Origin of the sequence: Pseudomonas sp. NBRC 111133 (assembly GCF_001320605.1) — a bacterium.
Classification (GTDB): domain Bacteria; phylum Pseudomonadota; class Gammaproteobacteria; order Pseudomonadales; family Pseudomonadaceae; genus Aquipseudomonas; species Aquipseudomonas monteilii.
This window is the reverse complement of sequence record NZ_BCBJ01000043.1, coordinates 164,533-188,309: the sequence shown is the minus strand read 5'-3', so window position 1 is coordinate 188,309 and position 23,777 is coordinate 164,533. Positions and strand designations below refer to the sequence as shown.

Here is a 23,777-nt window from a genome sequence, read left to right as displayed (position 1 = left end):
TCGGCCTTGCCCAGATCCCTGTAGGAGCGGCTTTAGCCGCGAACACCGGCAACGCCGGTGCCATCCACCGCGCCACCTGCTTCAAATAACCCAAGCAATCATGAAATGTGCGTCATCTATGCCTGACGAATCGCGGAGCAATGCTACGCTCGCGGAAATACTCAGCACGGATACCCACCATGGAAATGAACTGGCACCAGGCTTTGCAAGAGAGCCTGAGCTGGCTGGCAATCGCCTCGTTCATCACCTTAGTCTGCTTCGCAGCAGCTGCCACACTGGCTGTGCGCTGCACGCGTTGGGGCAGCCAGTTCTGGCAGCTTGCCGGGCCCTATTTCAGTTTCAGGCGCAGTTGGCGGCCGCTGTTGGTGTTTGCGTTGCTGCTGGTGTTGACACTGTTCTCTGTACGGCTGAACGTGCTGTTCTCGTTCTGGTACAACGGCTTCTACAGCGCTTTGCAGGGCCTTGATCAAACCGCGTTCTGGTACTTGCTTGGCGTCTTTGCCGTACTGGCTACCATTCATGTGTTGCGCTCGCTGTTCACGTTCTATGTAACCCAGGCATTTAGCATTCATTGGCGGGTCTGGCTCACCGAGCGCCTGACCCACGACTGGATGAAAGGCGATGCCTACTACCGCGGCCAGTTCCTCGCCGAGCCGGTGGACAACCCCGACCAACGTATCGAGCTGGATATCAACGCCTTCGTCACCAACTCGGTGAGCCTGGCGTTGGGCGCGGTCAGTGCGCTGGTTTCGCTGGTGGCATTCACCGGCATTCTCTGGGGGCTGTCGGCACCGCTGACGGTGGCCGGGGTGGAGATCCCCCGGGCGATGGTGTTTGCCGTGTACCTGTATGTCATCGTCGCCACCTGGGTCGCCTTCCGCCTCGGGCGCCCATTGATCCGCCTGAATTTCCTCAACGAAAAACTCACTGCGAACTTCCGCTATGCGCTGATGCGCTTGCGTGAGAACGCCGAGAACATCGCCTTCTACCAAGGTGCTCAGGTGGAGCGGGGCACCTTGCTGGGCCGCTTCGCTGCCCTGATTGTGAATGCCTGGGCGCTGGTGTTCCGAAACCTCAAGTTCAGTGGCTTCAACCTGGGCGTCAGCCAGGTTGCCGTGGTGTTCCCGTTCATTCTGCAGGCGCCGCGTTTCTTCAGCGGAGCGATCAAGCTGGGCGACGTCATGCAAACGTCCCAGGCATTTGGCCAGGTGCAGGATTCGTTATCGTTCTTCCGTGAGTCATATGATGCGTTTGCCCAGTACCGGGCGACCCTCGACCGTCTGACCGGGTTTCTCGATGCCAATGAGCAGGCGAGCGCATTGCCACGCGTCCTGACCGAAGACCAGGCGCATGCGCTGCAGATCACCCGCCTGCAGGTGCTGCGTCCAGACGGGCACGCCCTTATTGCCGACCTGGACCTGAGCCTGCACGCGGGTCAGGCGCTTTTGATCAAAGGGCCATCGGGCAGTGGTAAAACCACGCTGCTGCGCGCCCTGGCGGGCCTTTGGCCGTATGCCGAAGGTGAGGTCAGGCGGCCAATGGGCCATCAGGCACTGTTCCTGTCGCAGCGCCCGTACCTGCCTCTGGGTGACTTGCGTACTGTCATTGCCTACCCGGCAGCCAGCAAGCCTGAGGATGAGGTGCGGATGCAGCAGGCGTTGCGCCAGGTGAACCTGGCTCACCTGGCCGAGCGCCTGGACGTCAGTTGCGACTGGTCACACATTCTTTCAGTGGGTGAGCAGCAGCGTCTGGCATTCGCCCGGGTACTGTTCAACCGGCCGCAGGTGGTGTTCCTCGACGAGTCCACCTCGGCGATGGACGAGGGCCTCGAACATGCCTTGTATGCGTTGTTGCGCTCGGAAATGCCGGGTGCACTGCTGGTCAGTGTCGGCCACCGCAGCACGCTGGCAGCGTTCCATACCCATCGGCTGGATGTGGATGGGCATGGCGGTTGGTCGTTGCTGGAGCAGGAGGCTGCGCTGGCCTAGTTTGCGTCCGGGTGCTGATCACCGTCCAGCACGGCGATCAGCCGGGCGCTTTCCAGGCTTAGCGCAGCAGTATCAACCCCGCCAAGGTGGCGCCAGCGAACCCCGCGCCCACCAGAAACGTTGCCTGAAATCCTGCGCCATCCCACAGCAACCCGGCTACCACGCTGGCGGCCAGCAGTGCCACGCCGGTCAGCAGGTTGAACAGGCCGAAGGCGGTACCACGCAGGTGGGCCGGGGCACTGTCGGCGATCATGGCCGCGAAGACACCTTGGCTGAAGCCCAGGTGCAGGCCCCAGGCCGCCACCCCCAGGGCCAGCCCGCCCCAGCCCGGTAGCAGGGCCAGCAGCAGGTCGGCAGCGATCAGCAAACCCAACCCGGCCATCAGCACGCCTCGGCGCCCCACCCGGTCCGACAGCACCCCGGCAGGGTAGGCCGACAGTGAGTAGGCCAGCGCCATCAAGACCAGCACCGCCGGCGCCCACAGCGGTGCCAGGCCCATGTCCTGGGCACGCAGCAGCAGGAACGCTTCGCTGAAACGAGCAAGGGTGAACACCGTTGCCAGGCCGATCAGTCGCCAATACGCCGACCCGAGTTGCACCAACTCGTGCAGTGCCAACGGTGTGCGCACCGGCCGTGCGGCAGGCGGCGTTTCAGGTTCGCGAACGAAGGCGATGAGAATGTACACCGCTACAAATGCCGGGATCACCGCTACCCAGAACACGGTTTGGAAATGGCTCGCGGTCAGCCACATCAGCACGATTGCCAACAACGGCCCGAGGAAGGCGCCCACGGTATCGAGCGCCTGGCGCAGGCCGAACGCCGCGCCTCGCAGCTCGGCGGGGGTGACATCGGCCACCAGCGCATCGCGCGGCGCCCCGCGAATGCCTTTACCGACCCGGTCCACGAAACGTGCTGCGGTCAGCCACTCCAGCCCGGAGGCAATGGGGAACACCGGCTTGGTCAGCGCAGCCAGGCCATAACCGAGCACCGTCAGCAGCTTGCGCTTGCCCAGCCGGTCGCTGAGGGCGCCGGAAAACACCTTGGTGATCGATCCGGTCGCTTCGGCAATGCCTTCGATAACGCCCACAGCGACTACCGACGTGCCGAGCACGGTAACCATGTACAGCGGCAGTAGCGCATGGATCATCTCCGAGGAGATATCCATGAACATCGACACGAAGCCCAGCGCCCAGACGCTACGAGGGATCTTCGGCAGGCTTCTGGAGGTATGTGCAGAGCGGCTGTCTTCATTGCTGCGCATCTGGGCTCCCGACAGAGTTGCTACGTTCGAAACTGTAAGAGCCTCCTTGCAGGATGCAAATCGGATGAGTGGGTAGCGGCAATGGCCAGTGTGCTCACCACCCAGGTCGCTGGGTGGTGGCGTGTAGCCTGAGCGCCGTGACACGCGCCGGTTGCCGAGGCTACTGCGCGGCCCGCCGCAGGCACGCTCGTTCAGGGGAGCCGTTACAGGCCCTGAAGCACTTCACGAAAAACGTCCGGGCGAGAAGCTGCAATGTGGAGTAGGGACCGAGCGGCACCTGATGGCGCGCGCCTACCTTGCTCCCACTCCTGAAGCGTGCGTACTGAAACGCCCAGCAACTCGGCAAACTTGAGCTGGGAGAGCCCCGTTTTGCTCCGTGCCTCGGCGGCCTTGGTCACCTCTATCTGATGTACTGCTCCATAGCGGCCAGCTTTCACGTTGCGTATGGATTCCAGCAACTCCTCACCGATGTTACGGCTGGCATCGCGCAGCATCAGCTCTTTTTCAGTCAGGGGCATGGTTGAGCTCCTTGGCAATCTTGCGCAACACATGCGCGGGTATGTTTTCAGTAGCGCTCTTGCAGTAAATAAGCAATGCGACCAAGGCGCCATTGGCGAGTTGGGCCGTGTAGATCACACGTGCTGCTCCTCGCTTGCCCTTGCCGTCCAGGCTCCAGCGCACCTTGCGGCATCCGCCTGAGCCGGGAATCACAGAGCCGGCATCGGGATCATTCGCAAGGTAGGACATGAAGGCTCCGTGCTCTTCTTCAGTCCAGTATTCAGGCCATTGCCTTGAGAAAAGTGGCGCTTCAATGATTGTCAGCATACTGCATCCCTACGTCTTTGACGTAGTTATTTTGCTCTGTTCGGCTGAGCTCAAGAAGCGCAGGGATGTATCGACGGGTTTCTGATGAGCGTTGGCGCTGAAGTCGCCGGGGCCGCTGCGCGGCCTTCCGCAAGCAAGCCAACGCCTACAAGGCTGCGCAAGACTTCGTGCGTTGCGAACAGCAACTGCTCTACCTCGGGTTTCAGCAAAGTTCCGTTACAAACATGTAAACTTCGTAAATAAGATTTACTCGCATTTGCGTCTCTCTATATTTACCTCCCCTGTTGGCCACCAAACTGTGTTTGTGGGGCCGGTGGGCGAGGGCTCCCGGTTTCCAACAGGGATGTGCCTTTTCGCTCATGAATCGCAGGAGATGTACCCATGCAGTGCAGAACTTCACCCAATAGCCTGGCCCTGGCGTTCGTCGCGCTGGCGTCGCCGGCCATGATGGCCACCGCGGCTGAAGCCGAGGAGCAGCGTACGGGTGAGGTGCTGGAAGTGCCGGTCGCCGACAACGCGCTGGTGATCCAGGACACCCTGATCACCGCCGAGCGCGAGGCGCACCAGGCCTTGGGCTCGTCGATCATCACCGCCGAAGACATCAAGCGCCACCCGCCGACCAATGACCTGTCCGACATCATCCGCCGCGAGCCCGGCGTCAACCTGACCGGCAACAGCGCCAGCGGCGCACGGGGCAACAACCGTCAGATCGACCTGCGCGGCATGGGCCCGGAGAACACCTTGATCCTCATCGACGGCAAACCGTCCAGCGCCCGCAACGCCGTGCGTTATGGCTGGAACGGCGACCGCGATACCCGAGGTGAAACCAACTGGGTGCCGGCCGAAGCGGTCGAGCGCATCGAGATCCTGCGCGGCCCGGCTGCCGCACGCTACGGTTCCGGCGCCATGGGCGGGGTGGTCAACATCATCACCAAGCGCCCCACCGACGAACTCAAGGGCAGTGTCAGCCTGTATACCCAACTGCCGGAAGACAGCGCCGAAGGCGCCAGCCGCCGCGCCAACTTCAACCTGGGTGGCGGCCTTACCGACAACCTCGGGTTCCGTCTGTATGGCGGCTTGGCCAAGACCGACGCCGACGACCTCGACATCAACGCCAACCACGCCAACAGCGCACTGGTTGCCGGACGCGAAGGTGTGCGCAACAAAGACATCAATGGCTTGCTGAGCTGGAAGCTCAACGACGAGCACCGCCTTGAAGCCAGTGCAGGCTACAGCCGTCAGGGCAACATCTACGCGGGCGACACGATGAACAGCAACGGCGGCAGCGATGTCGCGTTGATTTCCAGCCTGTATGGCCACGAAACCAACATCATGCAGCGCAGCACGTACGACCTGACCCACTTGGGCGACTTTACCTGGGGTACCAGCAAGACCACCCTGGCTTACGAGTACGTGCGTAACTGGCGCCTCAACGAGGGCCTGGCCGGTGGCCCGGAAGGGGCGATCAACGACAGCGGCGCGGCGATGTCGCGGCTGCGCAACACCCGTTTGAGCAGTGAGGTCAACCTGCCGTTCAGCATGGGCAGCACTGAACATGTGCTGACCTTGGGCGGTGAATACCTGTACGAGTCTCTCAATGACCAGGGCTCGTTCCGCCCGCAAAGCTTCGACCCGAGCGGTTCGGGCAATGATGCGATCAGCGGCTTCGATCGCAGCGATACGAAGATGACGGCCAGAAGCTATGCGTTGTTCGTCGAGGACAATATCGTCCTGGGTGATACGACCGTGACGCCCGGCCTGCGCTTCGACCATCACGAGATGTTTGGCGACAACTTCAGCCCAAGCCTGAACCTGTCGCACAAACTGACCGAGGCACTGTCGGTCAAGGGCGGCATTGCTCGTGCCTACAAGGTACCGAACCTGTACCAGTCCAACCCCAATTACCTGCTCTACAGCCGTGGCCAGGGCTGCAGTGTGCAGCAGACCAACTCCGGCGGCTGCTACCTGCAAGGTAATGCCGACCTCAAGCCAGAGATCAGCGTCAACAAGGAAATCGGCCTGCTGTACGACCGTGGCACCTGGCGTACCAGCGCGACCTATTTCCGCAACGACTACAAGAACAAGATCATCGGCGGGACCGATGTGCTCTACGCCATTAACAGCGGTCGCCGCGTGACCCAGTGGGAGAACGCGGGCGAAGCGCGGGTGGAAGGTATCGAAGGCAACTTCTTCATCGAACTGACGCCGACCCTGGACTGGAACACCAACCTGACCTGGATGCTCGACAACGACAACCGCGAAACCGGCGAGCCGCTGTCGGTGATCCCGGTGTACACCGTCAACACCACCCTCGACTGGCGGGCCACCGAGCAGCTGTCGTTCCAGGTAGCGGGCACCTACTTTGGCAAGCAGAAGTCACCGACCTACAACTACCGCACCCAGCAAGACTACGACAAGACCGCGCAGCAGGACGTCGAGGCGTATGGCCTGGTGGACGTGAGTGCCGGGTACAAGTTCAACGCCAACTACGACGTGCGGGTAGGCGTGAACAACGTGTTCGACAAGCAGATCCTGCGTGGCGGCAACGCCAGCAGCTCGGGGGCCAACACCTATAACCAGCCGGGCAGGGCGGTGTTTGCTGCGCTGAATATCAACTTCTGACAGCGGGGGCCGTTTTGCGGTCCGATCGCGACACAAGGCCGCTCCTACAGGCGATTCGCATTCCCTGTAGGAGCGGCCTTGTGTCGCGATCGGGCTGCAAAGCAGCCCCAGATGCCCTACCTGTCCATGCCACGGAGCCCCGATGATGAAAGCCCCCGCCTGGCTACAAATACTCTCCCGCAGCACCGCCGCACTGCTCGGCGGCTATGCCCTCAGCTACGCCGCCACTGCCTGCCTGGCCCGGATCCTGCCGCTGTCTGCCACCGACGCGGTCATCGTCGCGACCCTGCCCGCGTTCATTTTCTACACCGCCACCATCCTCTGGGCCTTCGCCAGCCATGATGCCTTGCGTGCCTGGGCGCCGCTGGTATTGGCCGTGCCCCTGGCCCTGGTCGGTTTCTGGCCGCAAATACTGGAGCGCCTGGCATGAAAAACACCTTCACCCAGTCGATGGCGTGGCTGCACACCTGGGCCGGCTTGGTCTTTGGCTGGCTGCTGTTCGCCATTTTCGTTACCGGGACGCTGGCAGTGTTCGACAAGGAGCTCAACCACTGGATGCAGCCGGAGATCCCGGCTACTCAGGTGTCCCAGGCCGCCGCCGCGCAGCGTGCCATCGCCTACCTGCAGGCCCATGAGCCGAAGGCCGGCAACTGGGGCATCAGTCTGCCGAGCGAGCGCTCGCCAGGCCTGCGCGTGTCCACCGGCGAGCGGCGCTACGGTGGCGGCGTACAGCTCGACCCGCGCACCGGCGAAGCCATCGAGGTGCGTGACAGCGTCGGCGGCAACTTTTTCTTTCGCTTCCACTTCACCCTCGACCTGCCACGCAACTGGGGCATCTTCGTGGTCGGCGCGCTGGCACTGGTGATGCTGGCCGCATTGGTGACCGGCATCGTCATCCACAAGAAGATCTTCAAGGAGTTCTTCACCTTCCGGCCAAACAAGGGCCAGCGCTCGTGGCTGGATTTTCACAACGCCAGTGCGGTGCTGCTGCTGCCGTTCCACCTGATGATCACCTATACCGGCCTGGTGATCTTCATGCTCATTTATATCCCTGCCGGGGTGGATGCACGCTTTGCCGGTGACACCCGCGCCTACTTCCAGGCACAGGGTAATGCCCGCCTGGAGCAACCCCGTGGCCTGGCCAGGCAGCCGGCCACCCTGGTCGATGTGGCGCCGTTGCTGGCCCAGGCCGAGGCGCGTCTGGGGCCTATTGGCGGCTTGAACATTCGCAACCCCAACACTGCAGCGGCGCGTATCGAAATCCGCCCCGAATTGGGCAACCGCATCGCCCTCGCCAAGGGGCAGGCCATGGTTTTCGACGGCGTCAGCGGGGCGTTACTCAGCGATGTGCCTGAATGGCGTGCGGCACCGCTGACCCAACGGGTCATGGTCGGCCTGCACTTCGCCCAGTTCGGCGGTTACCCGATGCGCTGGCTGTACTTCATGTGCGGGTTGGTCAGTTGCCTGATGATCGCCAGCGGGCTGGTGTTGTTCTGCGTGAAGCGTGGGCGTAAATACGCCAGCGCCACCGCCGAAACATCGGCACGGCGTTGGCACCGGGTGGCCGAAGTGTGCAACGTGGGCTTTATCAGCGGCCTGCTGCTGGCATGCGTGGGGCTGCTGTGGGCCAGCCGTTTGCTACCGGTGGATTTGATGCAGCGGGAAAGCTGGGAAGTGCGCGCGTTCTTCGGCGTATGGCTGCTGGCGCTGTTGCATGCCGGCGTCAGGCCGGCGCGGTGCGCCTGGGTCGAACAACTGCTGCTGGCGGCATTGCTGTGCATCGGTCTGGGTGCATTTGGCGGCCTCGAAGACACGATGCGTATGGGCGTAGCGGGCTGTGCGCTGGTGCTGGGAGTGTTGCTTGGTCTGGTGGCCTGGCGGGTGTGGCAAGCACAGCCAGCGCAACAGAAGACCAGGGTGGGCCGGCAACAGAAGGAGGCCAAGGCATGATGATGTGGATCATAGGTGGCGTGGTGTTTGCCTACGCCGGCATGCTTGGGCTGTGCCAAGGGCTGGAGCGGCATTACAAGCAAGTGTGGAGCCGGGCGTGCCCACCCGCGCTGCGTGTCGGCCTGCGCAGTGCAGGTTGGTTGGCGTTGCTGGCCAGCCTGATGATGTGTGCCCAGGCCTGGGGCTGGGCCATGGGGCCGGTGGCCTGGTTCGGCGCGCTGTCGCTGGCGGGGTTGCTGCTGGTGATGCTGCTGCCGTACTGGCCGCGGATGGCGGTCGGGTTGGTGGCCGCGGTGCCGGTGTGGGGCCTGGTGTCACTGATAGCTTGACCGGGCCTCATCGCGGTAAAGGCTGGTACGACATAGTTGCAGCCAAAAGCTTCGCAGCGTGTTAAACCATGGGCCCCAGCCTGCTGCGAGAGAGCCCCGGTGAAAACCGTCCGCCTGACCCTGATCTGCCACGCCCTGACCCAGGCCCAGAAGGTCGGGCGCCTGCACCGGACAGATGACGGCATCTTGCCGTTAACGCAACAGCCCGACGCCATGCTGCCCGGCATGCAGCTGCTGGCTGCGCCAGAGCGGCGAGCCTGCGAGACGGCTACATGGCTGGCGGGGCAGGTGCAGGTCGAACCGGGCTTGGCCGATTGCGACCTGGGTCACTGGCAGGGGCTGGCGTTGAAGCAATTGCAGGCTGAGCAGCCTGGAGCATTGGCGCAATGGTTACAGGACCCGGCCAGTGCGCCGCACGGGGGGGAGTCGTTCGCCGCCCTGTGCCAGCGCCTGGCCGCCTGGCTGGCAGCCTTCGACAGGCCGGGCGATTGGCTGGCGGTGACCCACCCCATGGTCATGCGCGCTGTGTTGGTAGAGGTGTTGGGGTGCCCGATGAAGGCCAGCCAGCGTATCGACGTGCTTCCCCTGTCACGCCTGGATCTGAGTTTTACCGGGCAGTGGCGCCTGCGCCTGGAATGAGGCTCAGAACGCCAGCTTGTAGCCGATCAGCAGCAGCATCGCCGCCAGGCACGGGCGCAGTACGCGGTCGGAGATCCGCCCGGTGAGGTGGCTGCCCAGGTAGATGCCCGGCAGCGAGCCCAGCAGCAGGTAACCCAGCAGCGACCAGTCCATGTTGCCCATGCCCGCGTGGCCCAGCCCTGCTACCAGGGTAAGGGGCACGGCGTGGGCGATTTCGGTACCGACCAGGCGGCGGGTGACCAGGAACGGGTACAGCAGGAACAACGCCACAGTGCCCAGGGCGCCAGCACCGATGGAGGTGAGTGTGACCATTACCCCCAGCACAACGCCGGTGAGTACGGTGAGGATGTTCAGGCTGCGATCGCTGAGGTGGTAGTGGTCACCGGCATGACGGCTGGCAAAGGCCTGCAGGCGCGATTTGAACAGGATGGCCAGCGCGGTCAGGATCAGCACCACCGCCAGGCCTTGCTTGATGATGGCATTGAGCGCCGAGGTGTCGGTGTGCAGGGTGCTGAGGAACCACAGGGTCAGCGCAGCGGCGGGTACGCTGCCCAGGCTGAGCAGGCCGGTGATTTTCCAGTCGATGTTCTTCTGACGCGCATGCACCCAGACGCCACTGGCCTTGGTGATGGCGGCATAGAGCAGGTCGGTACCGACGGCCGTAGCCGGGTTGATGCCAAACCACAACAGGATCGGGGTCATCAGCGAGCCGCCACCGACGCCGGTCATGCCGACGATGAAACCCACGACCAGGCCAGCAATGGTGAAACCAAAAGAACCTACATCCATACGCTACTCGACTGCCCAACGTTGCCCGTTATCGGATGCAGCCAGCATATAGATTTTTTTATAGCCAAATAGACTTGTTCGTTATTAGGTTATAACCGAGGCGGCTTAACGATCCGTCATCACCACCATCACATGCGCATCGCCGCCGTCCTCGCTCTCGGACAGATAGATATGCCCCACCTGGCTGTCGAAATACGCCGTTTCCTGTGGCCCGATGCTCACCGCTTCGCCGGTTTCGAACTCGATGCGCACGCGCCCGCTCAGCACCAGGGCGAACTCTTGCCCGGGGTGGCGGATAAAGTCGTCGAACTGGCCGCGTTCACGGGCGATGATGCGGGCATAAGCCGGCGTCATACGCCGCTCGGGGAAGTCGCCGGCGATCGGGTGGTAGTCATAGGTGCCGGTCGAGTAGCCCGCTGCCGCCGGCAATGAATCGACCACCACGGTCACGGGCACCGGGGCGTTGACCGTGGCACCGGAGCGGAACAACTGGGCAATGTCGACATTCAGCGCCCGCGCAGCGGCGGCGAGCTTTTCATAGCTGACCGACACCTGTGCCAGCTCCATCTTCGACAAGGTGGACAGCGGTACGCCACTGGCTTCGGACAATTGCTTGAGGGTCATCTGGCGCGCCTTGCGCACCTGGCGCAGGCGCTGGCCGACTACGGCGCGGTCAAGCAGGGGTAGGGCAGCGGGCATTCAGCGTTCTCGGCATACGGCGTTGGTCGGGCATCTTACCTTGGACACTTGCGCATTTCTAAATTCTCATATATTAGAATTCTCATAAATGATAATTTGCTTGGCAGGAGCGTGCATGACCCCGATCTACGACACCCTGATCATCGGCGCCGGCATTGCCGGTGCCTCGCTGGGCTATCGCCTGGCTGACCAGCAGCGGGTGCTGCTGATCGAGCGCGAAGCACAGCCTGGCTACCATTCCACCGGGCGTTCGGCGGCCATGTTCATGGAGGCCTACGGCACTGCGCAGATCCAGGCGCTGACCCGCGCCAGCCGGGCCTTTTATGAAGCCCCGCCAGAGGGCTTCTGCGAGCACCCGCTGCTGGAGCCGCGCGGCTGCCTGTATGTGGCCAGCGTGGAGCAGCGCGAGCTGCTTGAGCAGGCCCACGCGCAGAACTTGGCCAATGGCACCGAGGTCAGCCTGCTTGACCGTGATGCCGCGCTGGCACTGGTCCCCAGCCTGCGCAGCGAAACCCTGGCGGGCGCAGTGCTGGAGCCGGGCGCGATGGACCTTGATGTGCATGCCTTGCACCAGGGCTTCTTGCGCGGTTATCGCGCTGCCGGTGGTGAGCTGCGCTGCAACGCCGAGCTGGTCCAGGCCGGGTATCTGGACAACCTGTGGCAGGTGGAATTGGCTGATGGCAGCCGTCTGCAGGCACGTCAGCTGGTCAATGCCGCGGGTGCCTGGGCGGACCGGGTGGCCGAGCAATGCGGTGTGGGGCGCATCGGCCTGCAACCGTGCCGGCGCAGTGCTTTCACCTTTCCTGGCCCTGCCGACCAGGACTTCGCCCGCTGGCCGGCGGTGATTGGTGTCGACGAAAGCTTCTACTTCAAACCCGACGCCGGGCAGTTGCTCGGTTCGCCTGCCAACGCCGACCCGGTAGAGCCGCAGGATGCTGCGCCGGAAGAGCTCGATGTGGCGTTGGGCATCTACAACATCGAAAACATGACCACCTTGACGATCCGCCGCCCCAGTCACACCTGGGCCGGGCTGCGATCGTTCGTTGCGGACGGCGACCTGGTGGTGGGTTTCGATGCACACGCCCCCGCGTTCTTCTGGCTGGCGGCGCAAGGTGGTTATGGCATCCAGTCGGCAGCGGGGGCTTCGCGCCTGGCCGCCGACCTGCTGCTTGGCCAGCCCCTGTGCTCCAGCCTTGTCAGCCAGGGCGTGGCGCCCGAGCGCCTGTCCCCAGCCCGTTTACAGCAACCTTGAAAGGAGCATCCCATGAGCAATGACATCCAGCGTTTCCCCAGCAGCCTGCCGTTCCCGTTTTCCCGTGCAGTGAAGGCCGGTGGTTTTCTGTTTCTCTCTGGCCAGGTGCCGATGAGCGCCAGCGGTGAAGTGGTGCGTGGCGACATCCAGGCCCAGACCCGCGCCGCCTGCGAGCGCATTGCCGAAAGCCTGGCGGCTTGCGGCGCGCGTTTCGACCAAGTGATAAAGGCCACGGTATGGCTGTCGGACATGAGCCACTTCGCCGGTTTCAACGAGGTGTACAAGGAGTTCTTCGGTGCCGCGTTGCCGGTGCGCTCGACAGTGGCCTCGGCGTTGGCGCTGGGGGTGGATGTGGAGATTGAAGTGCAGGCGTTTGTCGGCGATCTGTAACTGAGCGGAGGCCGCTCCCGCAAAAGCGATGCGGTGGCAGCAGGACAACAACAATAAATCCAGAGGTTCACATGCAAGAGCAGCTGAAGATTGCCGGCGCATTTGTCGGCGTGATCGTGGGGGCGGGCTTCGCTTCGGGGCGGGAACTGTTGTTGTTCTTTGTCGATTTTGGTGTGTGGGGGTTGGTGGGGGCACTGGTCAGTGCAGCCCTGTTTACCTTCCTTGGCATGGCCCTGGCCGGGTTGGGCAACCGCCAGCAGGCCACCTCGCACAAGGACGTGATACAGGCCATCTGCGGCCGCCACCTGGGCCTGTTCGTCGACTGGCTGATCACCTTTTTCATGTTCGCCGTCACGGTGGTCATGCTGGCCGGTGGTGGCGCGTTGCTGGAGCAGCAGTTCGGCATTCCGGCACTGACCGGCAGTGTGCTGGTGACGCTGGTGGTGGTGGCGATTGTGTGCCTGGACGTGCGCAAGGTGATCCTGGCCATCGGTGCCATCACACCGCTGTTGATCCTGGTGGCTTCGGCGATTGCACTGTACGCCGTGTTTACCCGTGCACAGAGCTTCGCCGCGCTCGACCAACTGGCCAGCCAGCAGCAGGCCGGTACCCGGCACTGGCTGTTGGGCGCGTTCCTGTATGTGTCGTACAACATCGTTGCCGGTGCGCCGATCCTGGCCATTCTGGGTGGTTCGGCCAAGGTCGAGAAAACCGCAGTGTGGGGTGGCCTGCTGGGTGGGGCGGCGCTGGGCGGCCTGATGCTGGTGATGAGTGCCGGGCTATTGTCGCGCCTGGACAGCGTGGCCGACTTGCCCATGCCGATGCTGTCGATTGCCAACGAAGTGTCACCGCTGCTGGGGGTGGTAATGTGCCTGATCATCTTCGGCATGATCGTCAACACGGCGGTGGGTACGATGTTTTCGTTCCTTTCGCGGCTGCTGCCGGCGGGCACGGCAACGTTCCGCTGGGGTTCGGTGATAACCGGGGTGGTGGCGTTTGGCTGCAGCCTGGTGGGGTTCATCAGTCTGGTGGGGGAGGTGTACCCGTTGTTTGGCTACCTGGGTTTCGTGCTGATGGCGGCGGTGTTGCTGGCCTGGGTGCGGCGGGGCAGGGCCACGAAAGCGGCTGTGGCATAAAAATGGGGCGCAGAGCGCCCCTCTTCGGGCCCATCAGATTCTGAAGCTGCCCACCAGCTGCTTCAAGCGCCCGGCCTGCTGGGCCAGCTGGTCGCAATGACGCAGGGTTTCGTTCAGGTTTTCCACGCCCTGCTGGTTCAGGGCGTTGATCTGGGTGATGTCCAGGTTGAGGCTCTCGACCACGGCGGTCTGCTCTTCGGTCGCGGTCGCCACAGACTGGTTCATGCCATCGATTTCGCCAATGCGCTGGGTCACGCTGGCCAGGCGTTCACCGGCCTGGTTGGCTACCTGCACGGTCTGCTCGCTGGACACCTGGCTGGTGTTCATGGTTTGCACCGCTTCGCGCGAGCCTACCTGCAGGCTGGTGATCATGCGGTGGATCTCTTCCGCCGACTCCTGGGTACGGTGTGCCAGGTTGCGCACTTCGTCGGCCACCACGGCAAAGCCACGGCCGGCTTCACCGGCACGGGCCGCCTCGATCGCGGCGTTCAGTGCCAGCAGGTTGGTCTGCTGCGAAATACCCTTGATCACGTCGAGAATCTTGCCGATTTCGTCGGTGCTGGCGTTGAGCGTTTCGATTTGCGCGCACGACTCGCTGATGCGCTGTGACAAGGCGGTCATGGCACTGATCGCCTCTTCCACCACTTCACGGCCGCCGTGTGCCTGCTCGCTGGCGCCGCTGGCATGCTGCGAAGCATCGGCGGCGTTGCGGGCGATTTCCTGGGTGGCGGCGCCCAGCTCGTTGATGGCTGCCGCGACACTGTTGGTGCGCATGCTTTGTTCTTCCGAGCCGGTGATCGACGCGTTGGATGCGCTGACCACCTTTTCCGACAGGTCGTGCACCAGGCGGGTGGCCGAGGACACTTCGCTGATCGAGGCATGGATGCGCTCGACGAAGCGGTTGAACGAGGTGGCCAGTTCGCCGAACTCGTCCTTGTTCTGCACGGTCAGGCGGCGGGTAAGGTCGCCTTCACCCTCGGCGATGTCGCGCATGGCTCGGCCCATGGCGGTCAGCGGGCTCATCAGCACCGGGATCAGCAGGCCGAGCAGGCCGGCGATGGCAGCCACGGCAATCAGCATGGCGATGATAGCCGAGGTACGGAACTGGCTGAGTGCGGCGTAAGCCTTGTCCTTGTCGATCGACAGGCCGATGTACCACTGCGCCGACGGCAGGCCGGCTACCGGGGCGAAGGAAATGATGCGGTCCTGGCCGTTGAGGGTGACATCCTGCAGGCCGGCGGCAATCCGCAGGTTGCTGCCAGGGTAGATGTCTTTGAGGTTCTTCATCACCTGCTCTTTGTCGGGGCTGACAATCACCTGGCCATTGGCGTCTGCCAGGAAGGCGTGGCCGATGCCGCCGAAGTCGACCGAGTTGATGATCTCGACCAGGGTGTCGAGGGTCACGTCACCGCCGACCACACCGATCAGCTCGCCGTTGCTTTTGCTCTTCACCGGGGTGGCGATGGTGACCATCAGGCCGCCGACCGCGCCTTGGTAGGGGGCGGTCAGCACGGTCTGCCCGGCACTGGCGGCGGCGCCATACCAAGGGCGCTGGCGCGGGTCGTAACCGGCAGGCATCTGGGCGTCCGGGCGCTGGGTGAACGCACCGTTGGCCTGGCCCAGGTAAGTGAACAGGAAATTACGCGTGTAGGACGGCTGCTCGATCAGCCCGGTCAGGGTCTCGCCGGCACCTTGCTGGCCGATGTCCTGGGCCAGGTTTTCCAGCACCAGGATGCGCCCGCTCATCCAGTTCTGCACGCTGCTGGCGGTCAGTGCACCGGATTGCTGCACCGACGCTTCGATGTTCTGGCGGATGGTGTTGCGTTGCAGGTAGTCGTTGTAGAGCGTGAACAGGGCAAATGCCAGGACCACGACGCCGCAGGCGCTGAGCAGGATCTTGTGGCGAAATTTCAGGTTCATGTTTCGAGACCTTGAGCCAATGAGGGGAGGGCGCAGCGCGCTCATGACGCACTGCGGGGCCTGTCGACCGGGATATCGGCTAAAGGGCTAAAAGATTGAAGTACTTACAGGAAATTCTTATGGCCGTTTCGACAGACGGTAATCAACGGTTACTCAACTGCTGGATCAACAGCCGTGCGGCTTGCTGCAGCGGTTGTTGCTTGCGCCACAAGATGTGTACCGGCAACTGCAACTCGTTGCGTGTATTGCGAAAACCCAGGCGCACCAGGCGTCCGCTGGCGAGCAGCGGCGCAACCCGCGACAACGGCAGGTCGCCCCAGCCCAGGCCTGCTTCCACCATTTGCAACGCCAGGTCGAAGCTGTCGGTTGACCAGTGCGCTGCGCCGATCAGCGGGCGCGGGTCGGCCATTGGCAGGTCGCGGCTGCGCACCAGAATCTGACGCACCTGGGTCAGGTCTTCGAGGTAATGGATGCGCCCCTCGCGCAAGGCCGGGTGGGCCGGCGACAGGGTGGCCACCAGCGACTCCATGCCGATGTGCTGGAAGCCTCGGCGGGCGTCGACCTGCAGGCCTGCAAAAGCCACGCAGAGGTCGGCGCGGCCACTGTCCAGCAGGTTCAGGGCTTCTTCCTGCGGGGCGCTGAGCAGGGCGATATCCAGCAGCGGATGGCGTTCGCCAAGGCGTGCGATGGCCGCCAGCAGTGGCCGGTGGTCGATGTCTGGTACCACGGCCAGGGTCAGGCTGCTTTCCAACCCTTTTGACAGCTCCAGTGCGTGTACCTGCAGCAAACCCAATTGTTCGCCAATCAGTCTGGCGTGTGGTTCCAGGGCCAGGGCTTGGGCAGTTGGGCGAACCTCACGCGAACCACGTTCGAACAAGCTGTAGCCCAGTTCCGCTTCAAGGTTGCCGATAGCCATGCTCACGGCTGAAGGCACGCGCTTGAGGGCGCGTGCGGCAGCAGAAAACGAACCGCAGTCGAGCACGGCTAGAAAAAGCTGGATGTTGTCGCTGGAAAAGTTCATGGCAGCCTCCTGTCAGTAGATCTGACAGCTGCTAACTTTTTCTGTCAAGCATGGTGAAGCATGATCGCGCCCCATCGTTTTTGTCATTGGAGGTAACCCCGAGTGCAGGGATTGAAACGCAAGCTGGTCTACGTAACTTTTTATGAACTGATCGGGTTGTGCATGTCGACCCTCGGGCTGGCTTACCTGTCGGACACCCAGGCGTCGCATACTGGGCCGCTGGCGGTGATGATCACCACCATCGCCATGTTCTGGAACCTGGTTTACAACACCTTGTTCGAAGGATGGGAGAGGCGCCAGGCCAAGCGTGGGCGCAGTGTGGCGCGGCGGGTGGCGCATGCCATCGGCTTTCAGCTGACGCTGGTGGTGTACCTGATTCCGCTGATTGCCTGGTGGCTCGACATGACACTGGTGGAGGCGTTGCTGGTGGACATGGCGTTCATCGTGCTGGTGCCTTGCTACACCTTTGCCTACAACTGGGCGTTTGATCGGGTGTTCGGGCTGCCAAGTTCCGCGATGGCCGCTGCCTGATGTTTCTCCTGTGCCGCCCCTAAGGCGGCAGGCGAATGATCAAAGGTGCTTGCTGCTTCACTTGCTGTTCTACCGGTTGCTCGACGGGCCGCGGCACACTGGCCAGCAAGCTGTCCTCAACCTGCCCCGACAGGTAGTACACCCCCGCCATGGCCCCGCTCTGGCGGTTTTCCATCAACTCCTGCCATTCTTGGTTCAGCGCCACGTTGAGGATCACCCGCAACTGTTCGACCATCTGCGGGTGATCGCGGTCATGGGTCATCATGCCGTAGCCGGCCGCCGCAATCGAAATCATCGCCCCCGCCACCTTGCCCACCGCCGACGCCACGGCACTGGCGATGCCGCGCGGGGCCAGGGTAGCGCCGAGCTTTTCGCTGGCCTGGGTGGCCACCGAGTTCAGCCCGACATCGGTTCTTCCGGGGCCTTTGCTGGCCTGCTCATGCAAGTGCTGGCGCATGGCTTGCCAGGCCGGTTGCTGGTCCAGCGACTTGGCCCGAAGCAGTTGATACAGGCTGGCATTACGCGCATCCGGCGGCCCCAGGTGGATGGCGGGGATGCGGTTGAGGCGCTGGCTGACCTGCTCGGGCGGCGCGTTGTAGCGGCTGATGATGGCGGGTAGCTGCTGGCCGAGCAGCTGCAGGTACAGCTCGCAGGCGCGGTCGCGGATGCCCTCGGGGTTGATCTGCTCGGCCACCGGTTCGATCACCCGCTCGTGGTATTGCTCCTGCAGGTACAGGGCCAGGCGCTTTTGCGCAGGTTCACGGCCTTCACCGCTGTCGAGCTTGTACCAGGCCACTTTGAGGGTGAGCCACTGCTGGGTCCAGTAACCGGTGAACCAAGGGATGAAGTCGCTTTCGGTGCGCTGTTGTACCTGCTCCTTCCATACCCGCATGGAGCGCCGGGCATAGTCGTTGGCCGAGCCGGCGGCGCCGACCGAAGCGTCGATCAGTTCCTGGTCGATGCGTTGCCAGGCGGCGGGCGTGAGCGCTGCGGGCGGTGGCGGGGCAGGCGGACGCTTGCTCGCGCAGCCGGTCAGGGCCAACAGCAGGCACAGCAACAGAAGGACTCGAGCACTCACGCAACCGCCTCCCTGATAGAGGCTGGGGTGGTTCTCGTAGTATAGGGTGGGGTTGTTGGGGCTGCTGCGCTGGCCATCGCTCGCTCAGCACAGACATAAGTTTCTGTCGGGACGCAGTCTCTGTGGGAGCGGGCTTGCCCGCGAACACGGGCGAAGCCCGTGCCATCGACCGCGTCAGCTTCTTCGCGGGCAAGCCCGCTCCCACAGCGGAACGCTGATTCATTCCAGGTCGAGCTTTTCTTCCAGGCGGTCCAGGTGCTTGTGCATCAAATCCAGCGCGGCCTCGGCATCGCCTTGCTCCACGGCATCAATGATGGCCGCATGCTCTTCCCATGCACAGTGGTCGCAGCACGGTGATTCGTAGCGGGCGATGATCAGCGAGGTCATCGGCACCAGCCCATTGAGGAACCGTGCCAGCGGCGCATTGGCCGCCACCTGCGCCAGTTTCAGGTGAAACTCGCCGCCCAGGCGGATCGCCGCGCAGCGTTCACCGCTTTCGTGGTGCTGGCGCTCGCGCTCTACCAGTTGCCGCAGCTGGCGCACCTGCGCCGGACGGGCGCGCTGGGTGGCCAGGGTAATCAGCGTGGTTTCGGCCAGGCGCCGGGCACTGAGCACCTGACGTGCCTGATCCGGGTCGGGCGCGGCCAGGTGCGCGGTGTGGCTGGGGCGCTGCACCACCACCTGCTGGTCGGACAGCCGCCCAAGCACACGACGAATCACGGTGCGACTGACACCAAAGGCATGGCCCAGCGCCTGCTCGGGCAGCAGCGCGCCCGGAGGCAGGCGCTGTTCGAGAATGGCGTCGAACAGCCGGGGGTAGATCTGCTCGGCCGACAGGCGGGTTTCGCCGGCCGCAAGCAGGGCGGGCAGGTGAGGGGCGGCGTTCATGGTCGCTCTCCTGGGGTCATGGATGCGGGTGTTCGTCCGGGATGTTCAGCGAAATGCCCATGCGCTGGCCTTCGGCGAGGATGTGCTGGCGCATCTGGGCACTGGCCTGGGCGCTGTTGCGTTCACGTATGGCACGTACCACTGCTTCGTTCTCCTTCAGCCGAGCCGCCAGGTGCTCGGGCGAGTTGCGCAGCATGTCGGCGCTCTGTTTCAGGGCATTGCCGGTCTGCTGCACAACGCTCTGGAAGATCGGGTTGGTGGTGAGCGCGAACAGCGCTTCATGGAAGGCGATGTAGGCCTTCACGCCGGCTTCGCTGTCATCGGCCTCCAGCGCTTCGCGCATGTCCATCAGGGTCAGGCGTAACTGGCCGATGTCCTGGCTGTTGGCCGATTGCGCCACCAGGCCAACGATGAAGGGCTCAAGGGTGTAGCGCAGTTCCAGTACGTCGGCCAGGCTGGCCGCAGCGCTGGTGTCGATGCCGGGTTCCTCGAGGGTGGCATCGACGTCCAGTACCAGTACGCCCTTGCCTGGCAACGAGCGGACCAGGCCCAGGGTCTCCAGCACGGTCACCGCTTCGCGCAGGCTAGGGCGGCTGATGCCCAGTTGTTCGGCCAGTTCGCGCTGGCCCGGCAACATGTCGCCGCTGCGCCATTGGCCCCGGGCCAAGGCCTGGCGCAGTTTTTCCACCACTGAGTTGACGACGGTCGATGAGCTGATCACGGTTCGCTCCTGCAAGGGCCGGCATGATCGCCGGCCGCTCTGGTTCAGAATTCCTGTTGATGGTGCGTGTTGGGCTGTTTGCGCGGCGTGGGAGCAAAGCCGGGTTTGCCGTCGAGCACGTTCTGCGCGCGCTCCAGGTCAATGTCCTTTTCCCAGCGGGCGATGGCCACGGTGGCCACGCAGTTGCCAATCAGGTTGGTCAATGCCCGGCCGATGCCCATGAACCAGTCCACTGCCAGCACCAGCACCAGGCCAACCACCGGAATCGCGGGTACGGCGGTCAAGGTGGCGGCCAGGATGACCAGCGCCGAGCCTGGGATGCCGTGAGCGCCCTTGGAAGTCACCAGGGACACCAGCAGAATGGTCAGCAGGTCGGTCATTTCCAGCGGCGTGCCGGTGGCGTTGGCGATGAACACGATGGCCAGGGTCAGGTAGATGGAGAAGCCGTCGAGGTTGAACGAGTAACCCGTCGGGATCACCAGGCCGACGGTGGAGCTGCCAATGCCCAGGTGCTCCAGCTTGCGCATGATCTGCGGCAGCACGGCGTCGGAAGAGGCGGTGCCCAGCACGATGGTCAGCTCTTCACGCAGGTACTTGATGAGCGGCAACAGCTTCAGGCCCGACAGGCGCATGACCGTCCCCAGCACGATCAGCACGAAGCCGGCACAGGTCAGGTAGAACAGTGCGACCAGCCCGCCCAGGTGCTGCAGCGATTCCAGGCCGTATTTGCTGGTGGTGAAGGCGATGGCGCCGAACACGCCGATCGGCGCCAGGCGCACGATCATGCCCATGATGCGGAAGATCACATGGCTCAGCTCGTTGATCAGCCGCGAAATGCCGGCGGCCGAGTCACCCACCAGGTTCAGCGCACTGCCGAACAGGACCGAGAACAACAGCACCTGAAGAATGTTGTTGTCAGCGAAGGCACCGATCACCGAGGTGGGGATCAGGTCCATGAAGAACGCCGTGGCGCCGTGAATGTGCTGGCCGCGCTCGGCCAGGCCGTTGGCATCGGCGGTGGACAGCTGGTCCAGGTGAATGTTGGCACCGCTACCAATGCCACTGCTGAAGGCGAACACCAGGCCGATCACCAGCGCCAGGGTGGTCAGCACTTCGAAGTAGATCACTGACTTCAGGCCGATGCGCCCGACCTTTTTCAGGTCGCCCGCGCCGGAGATACCGCTGACCACCACGCAAAATACGATCAGGCCGATGAGCATCTTGATCAGCTTGATGAAGCCGTCGCCAAGGGGTTTGAGTTGCAGGGAAAGGTCGGGAAAGCTGAGACCGCAGGCGATGCCGAGGGCAAGGCCGAGCACGACTTGCAGGAAGATCGAACGCGAGCACCATTTGAGCATGGGATTGATCTCTGATCGGTGTCCTTGCTTCGGTAGCCGCACGGGGCGAAAGAGCGCAGGACTTAATTATTGTGGTCTTACCGGTTTGTTCAGCGCGAGGCCATAAAAGCGCGAAAAATCCGACTTTGCAAGGGTTTTCGGCCTTACCGGTCTGACCAGTTATGGGGCAATCTGGCCTGCCAGGCTCTACTTCAGTGCATGCCGTGAAGTGGGTAGGCGCGAATCAGTTCAGGGCTTGGCCAGTGCCTGCTCCACTGCTGCAATCAGCTTGCCAAGATCCTTGGGCGGGGCGTTGTGAATGACGCCGAACAGGTAGGCGCGCTGCTCCTCTTCGTCGTCCGGCTCGGCGAAGAAGTCCTTGGGTTTGACGCCCAGCACCTGAGCAAACGCCATGAGTGCATCGATGCTGGGGGTATAGGTACTGGTTTCGAAGCGGCTGATGGTCTTGGGATCGAAGCCGGTCCGTTCGGCCAGTTGTGCCTGGGTCAGGCCCGCCAGCTTGCGGTAGCGGCGCAGGGCGGTACCCAAAGCTGATCTCGTCATCACTTAATTCCCATTTAGAATCAAGAACTTAACGATATCTATCAGCATGGCGCAACGCCATGATTGATCACCTTTGTTTTATTTATGTGATGAATTTCGTAGAATTCAGTGCTTGACCGGTCAGTCATCGTCAACTTCCCTGTGTGGTTCGGCCTCGTGCCCCAACGGCGGGAAGCACATGTGCCATTTGGAGCGGATCGCTACGGATCGGTTCCGGTGGCTGTCGATGGGCTGGGTACCGGCACGTCAGTGAATGGAGTCTCATCGTGCGTCTCAACTTGCCGGTTACCCCGGTCGAGCAACGTTTTCCCCCTGATCAGCGGCTGATTTCTGCTACCGATACCGCCAGCCTGATCACCTACTGCAACCCCGAATTCGCCGCTATCAGCGGCTACAGCGAGGCCGAGCTGATCGGTAGCCCGCACAACCTGGTGCGCCACCCGGACATGCCGCCGGCGGTGTACGCGTTGATGTGGCGCTACCTGAAAGCTGGCAAGAGCTGGATGGGCATCGTCAAGAACCGTTGCCGTAACGGCGACTACTACTGGGTCAACGCTTACGTCACGCCGATCCTCGAAGGCGGGCGTGTGGTCGGCTACGAGTCGGTTCGGGTGTGCCCCACGCGTGAGCAGGTGGCCCGTGCCGAAGCCCTGTATGCGCGGCTGCGTAATGGCCAGGCGGCATTGTCGGTGCCGCGTCGGCTGAGCTTGCTGGCGCAGGCGCTGGCCTTGCCACTGGCGGGCGGGCTGCTGGCACTGGGTGTCAACCAGTTGTGGCCTGGCCTGGTGGGGCAGGGGCTGACCCTGGGGCTGTTCCTGGCCTACGGCCTGTGGGCACGCGATGCCCTTGGCCGGCAGTTGCAGCAGGTTGTGCAAGGCGCCGACGGTGCCTTCGCCGACCCGGTTGCAGCCTTGACCTACAGCGACTTGCCGGGTGCCGCCGGGCAACTGCAACTGATGCTGATCAGCGAAGAGGCACGCCTGAAAACCGCATTGACGCGGTTAAGCGACCTGGCCGGGCAAATGGCCGTGGCCGCCCACGATGCCGGGCAGCTGTCGCGCGGCACCGAGGCCGCGCTGCTGGAGCAACGCGCCGAAACCGACCTGAGCGCCACGGCGATGAACCAGATGGCCGCCTCCATCGGTGAAGTGGCCAACCATGTCCAGTTGACCGCCGCCGAGGCACACACCGCGCACCTGCTGGCCGAGCAGGGCAGCCAGGTGGCAGATGCCAGCGGTGCAGCCATTCGTACCTTGGCCAGCACCGTGACGCAGATCAACCAGGCGGTCAGCCAGCTGGCCGGTCAGACCGGTGCCATCGCGGAGGCTGCCGGAATGATCCGCGGCATTGCCGAGCAAACCAACCTGCTCGCCCTCAACGCAGCCATCGAGGCAGCGCGTGCGGGCGAGCAAGGGCGCGGCTTTGCCGTGGTTGCCGATGAAGTGCGGGCGCTGGCCGACAAGACCCGCCAGTCGACCCTGCATATCCAGGCCATCATCGATGCGCTGCGCAGTGGCGCCGAAGAAGCCGTGGCGATCGCCAGCCAGGGCATCGAAGGTGCCGAGCTGGGTGTTGCCCAGGTGCAGGAAGCGCGACAGGCGCTGCATGGCATTCGCGATGCGGTGCAGCGCATCAGTGACATGAGCCAGCAGATGGCGACCGCTTCGCAGCAGCAGTCGGCAGTGGCCGAAGACGTTTCGCGGCAGATCAACGGCGTAGCCGGTATTGCCCAGCACAGCGCCCACAGCGCCAACGTCGCCGCCTCGCGCGGCGCCGAACTGGAACAGGTGTGCGCCGGATTGCGCGCCCTGGTGGAGCGCTTCAACCGCTAAGGCAG

21 protein-coding genes and 4 pseudogenes are annotated in these 23,777 nt (G+C 63.3%); 12 read left to right on the top strand and 13 right to left on the bottom strand.

Going from position 1 to position 23,777, the window contains the following annotated elements:
- Positions 1–179: 179 nt before the first annotated feature.
- Complete coding sequence (locus APH36_RS09440) at positions 180–1,988, top strand: ABC transporter ATP-binding protein/permease (RefSeq protein WP_060498407.1); 1,809 nt, start codon at positions 180–182, stop codon at positions 1,986–1,988.
- A 58-nt stretch (positions 1,989–2,046) separates the two neighbouring features.
- Here the strand turns inward: APH36_RS09440 and APH36_RS09435 are convergent, their stop codons facing one another.
- From APH36_RS09435 to APH36_RS09425, 3 genes are all read right to left on the bottom strand, one after another.
- The gene (locus APH36_RS09435; RefSeq protein ID WP_060498406.1) at positions 2,047–3,249 is read right to left on the bottom strand and encodes an MFS transporter; all 1,203 of its coding nucleotides are present in this window, start codon (positions 3,247–3,249) and stop codon (positions 2,047–2,049) included.
- A 203-nt stretch (positions 3,250–3,452) separates the two neighbouring features.
- Positions 3,453–3,767, bottom strand: a complete 315-nt coding sequence (locus tag APH36_RS09430; protein WP_060498405.1) for a DNA-binding transcriptional regulator — start codon at positions 3,765–3,767, stop codon at positions 3,453–3,455.
- Complete coding sequence (locus APH36_RS09425; protein ID WP_164524355.1) at positions 3,754–4,074, bottom strand: transcriptional regulator; 321 nt, start codon at positions 4,072–4,074, stop codon at positions 3,754–3,756. The genes APH36_RS09430 and APH36_RS09425 overlap by 14 nt, the downstream gene beginning before the upstream one ends.
- 381 nt (positions 4,075–4,455) lie before the next feature.
- Between APH36_RS09425 and APH36_RS09420 the strand changes: the two genes are divergently transcribed.
- The 5 genes from APH36_RS09420 to APH36_RS09400 all read left to right on the top strand — a co-directional run bounded on the left by APH36_RS09420 (position 4,456) and on the right by APH36_RS09400 (position 9,614).
- A complete protein-coding gene (locus tag APH36_RS09420) occupies positions 4,456–6,696 on the top strand; it encodes a TonB-dependent siderophore receptor (protein ID WP_060498404.1) in 2,241 nt (746 codons plus the stop codon).
- A 142-nt stretch (positions 6,697–6,838) separates the two neighbouring features.
- Positions 6,839–7,126 (top strand): hypothetical protein, encoded by a 288-nt coding sequence (locus APH36_RS09415; RefSeq protein ID WP_060498403.1) that lies wholly within the window; start codon positions 6,839–6,841, stop codon positions 7,124–7,126.
- Positions 7,123–8,646 carry a PepSY domain-containing protein gene (locus APH36_RS09410; RefSeq protein ID WP_060498402.1) on the top strand — a complete coding sequence of 508 codons (1,524 nt, stop codon included), beginning with the start codon at positions 7,123–7,125 and terminating at the stop codon, positions 8,644–8,646. The genes APH36_RS09415 and APH36_RS09410 overlap by 4 nt, the downstream gene beginning before the upstream one ends.
- Positions 8,643–8,975, top strand: coding sequence for a DUF3325 domain-containing protein (locus APH36_RS09405; protein ID WP_060498401.1), 333 nt, complete (start codon positions 8,643–8,645; stop codon positions 8,973–8,975). The genes APH36_RS09410 and APH36_RS09405 overlap by 4 nt, the downstream gene beginning before the upstream one ends.
- A gap of 99 nt (positions 8,976–9,074) precedes the next feature.
- Positions 9,075–9,614, top strand: a complete 540-nt coding sequence (locus tag APH36_RS09400) for a histidine phosphatase family protein (RefSeq protein WP_060498400.1) — start codon at positions 9,075–9,077, stop codon at positions 9,612–9,614.
- 3 nt (positions 9,615–9,617) lie between these two features.
- Here the strand turns inward: APH36_RS09400 and APH36_RS09395 are convergent, their stop codons facing one another.
- Together APH36_RS09395 and APH36_RS09390 are read right to left on the bottom strand one after the other, a co-directional pair.
- A complete protein-coding gene (locus tag APH36_RS09395; protein ID WP_012271535.1) occupies positions 9,618–10,403 on the bottom strand; it encodes a sulfite exporter TauE/SafE family protein in 786 nt (261 codons plus the stop codon).
- 105 nt (positions 10,404–10,508) lie between these two features.
- A complete protein-coding gene (locus APH36_RS09390) occupies positions 10,509–11,102 on the bottom strand; it encodes a helix-turn-helix domain-containing protein (RefSeq protein ID WP_016714792.1) in 594 nt (197 codons plus the stop codon).
- A 115-nt stretch (positions 11,103–11,217) separates the two neighbouring features.
- Between APH36_RS09390 and APH36_RS09385 the strand changes: the two genes are divergently transcribed.
- The 3 genes from APH36_RS09385 (at position 11,218) to APH36_RS09375 (ending at position 13,880) form a co-directional block, all read left to right on the top strand.
- On the top strand, positions 11,218–12,354 hold the full coding sequence (locus APH36_RS09385; RefSeq protein WP_060498399.1) for an FAD-binding oxidoreductase: 1,137 nt from the start codon (positions 11,218–11,220) through the stop codon (positions 12,352–12,354).
- A gap of 12 nt (positions 12,355–12,366) precedes the next feature.
- Positions 12,367–12,744, top strand: coding sequence for a RidA family protein (locus tag APH36_RS09380; RefSeq protein ID WP_060498398.1), 378 nt, complete (start codon positions 12,367–12,369; stop codon positions 12,742–12,744).
- Between the two features lie 71 nt (positions 12,745–12,815).
- The gene (locus tag APH36_RS09375) at positions 12,816–13,880 is read left to right on the top strand and encodes a hypothetical protein (RefSeq protein WP_060498397.1); all 1,065 of its coding nucleotides are present in this window, start codon (positions 12,816–12,818) and stop codon (positions 13,878–13,880) included.
- Positions 13,881–13,913: 33 nt separating this feature from the next.
- Here APH36_RS09375 and mcpA (APH36_RS33135) read toward each other — a convergent pair.
- The 3 genes and pseudogenes from mcpA (APH36_RS33135) to APH36_RS09365 form a co-directional block, all read right to left on the bottom strand.
- A pseudogene (mcpA, locus tag APH36_RS33135) lies at positions 13,914–14,510 on the bottom strand (methyl-accepting chemotaxis protein McpA); the annotation flags it as partial.
- A 258-nt stretch (positions 14,511–14,768) separates the two neighbouring features.
- A pseudogene (gene mcpA, locus APH36_RS33130) lies at positions 14,769–15,800 on the bottom strand (methyl-accepting chemotaxis protein McpA); the annotation flags it as partial.
- A gap of 142 nt (positions 15,801–15,942) precedes the next feature.
- Positions 15,943–16,821, bottom strand: a complete 879-nt coding sequence (locus APH36_RS09365; RefSeq protein WP_060498395.1) for a LysR family transcriptional regulator — start codon at positions 16,819–16,821, stop codon at positions 15,943–15,945.
- 102 nt (positions 16,822–16,923) lie between these two features.
- Here APH36_RS09365 and APH36_RS09360 point away from each other — a divergent pair, with 102 nt between their 5' ends.
- Positions 16,924–17,352, top strand: coding sequence for a PACE efflux transporter (locus APH36_RS09360; RefSeq protein ID WP_060498394.1), 429 nt, complete (start codon positions 16,924–16,926; stop codon positions 17,350–17,352).
- Between the two features lie 19 nt (positions 17,353–17,371).
- Here the strand turns inward: APH36_RS09360 and APH36_RS09355 are convergent, their stop codons facing one another.
- The 5 genes from APH36_RS09355 to APH36_RS09335 form a co-directional block, all read right to left on the bottom strand.
- Positions 17,372–18,430, bottom strand: coding sequence for a hypothetical protein (locus tag APH36_RS09355; protein ID WP_060498393.1), 1,059 nt, complete (start codon positions 18,428–18,430; stop codon positions 17,372–17,374).
- A gap of 219 nt (positions 18,431–18,649) precedes the next feature.
- Positions 18,650–19,318: a GntR family transcriptional regulator gene (locus tag APH36_RS09350; RefSeq protein ID WP_060498392.1), complete on the bottom strand. Its 669-nt coding sequence runs from the start codon at positions 19,316–19,318 to the stop codon at positions 18,650–18,652.
- A 16-nt stretch (positions 19,319–19,334) separates the two neighbouring features.
- The gene (locus tag APH36_RS09345) at positions 19,335–20,039 is read right to left on the bottom strand and encodes a FadR/GntR family transcriptional regulator (protein WP_060498391.1); all 705 of its coding nucleotides are present in this window, start codon (positions 20,037–20,039) and stop codon (positions 19,335–19,337) included.
- Between the two features lie 44 nt (positions 20,040–20,083).
- A complete protein-coding gene (locus APH36_RS09340) occupies positions 20,084–21,397 on the bottom strand; it encodes a C4-dicarboxylate transporter DctA (RefSeq protein ID WP_016714783.1) in 1,314 nt (437 codons plus the stop codon).
- A 228-nt stretch (positions 21,398–21,625) separates the two neighbouring features.
- Entirely contained in the window at positions 21,626–21,940 is a 315-nt protein-coding gene (locus APH36_RS09335) for a helix-turn-helix domain-containing protein (RefSeq protein ID WP_028699651.1), read from the bottom strand.
- A 143-nt stretch (positions 21,941–22,083) separates the two neighbouring features.
- Between APH36_RS09335 and APH36_RS33125 the strand changes: the two are divergent.
- Both APH36_RS33125 and APH36_RS33120 read left to right on the top strand, forming a co-directional pair.
- A pseudogene (locus APH36_RS33125) lies at positions 22,084–22,488 on the top strand (PAS domain-containing protein); the annotation flags it as partial.
- 789 nt (positions 22,489–23,277) lie between these two features.
- Positions 23,278–23,772, top strand: a pseudogene (locus tag APH36_RS33120) (methyl-accepting chemotaxis protein); the annotation flags it as partial.
- Positions 23,773–23,777: the final 5 nt, after the last annotated feature.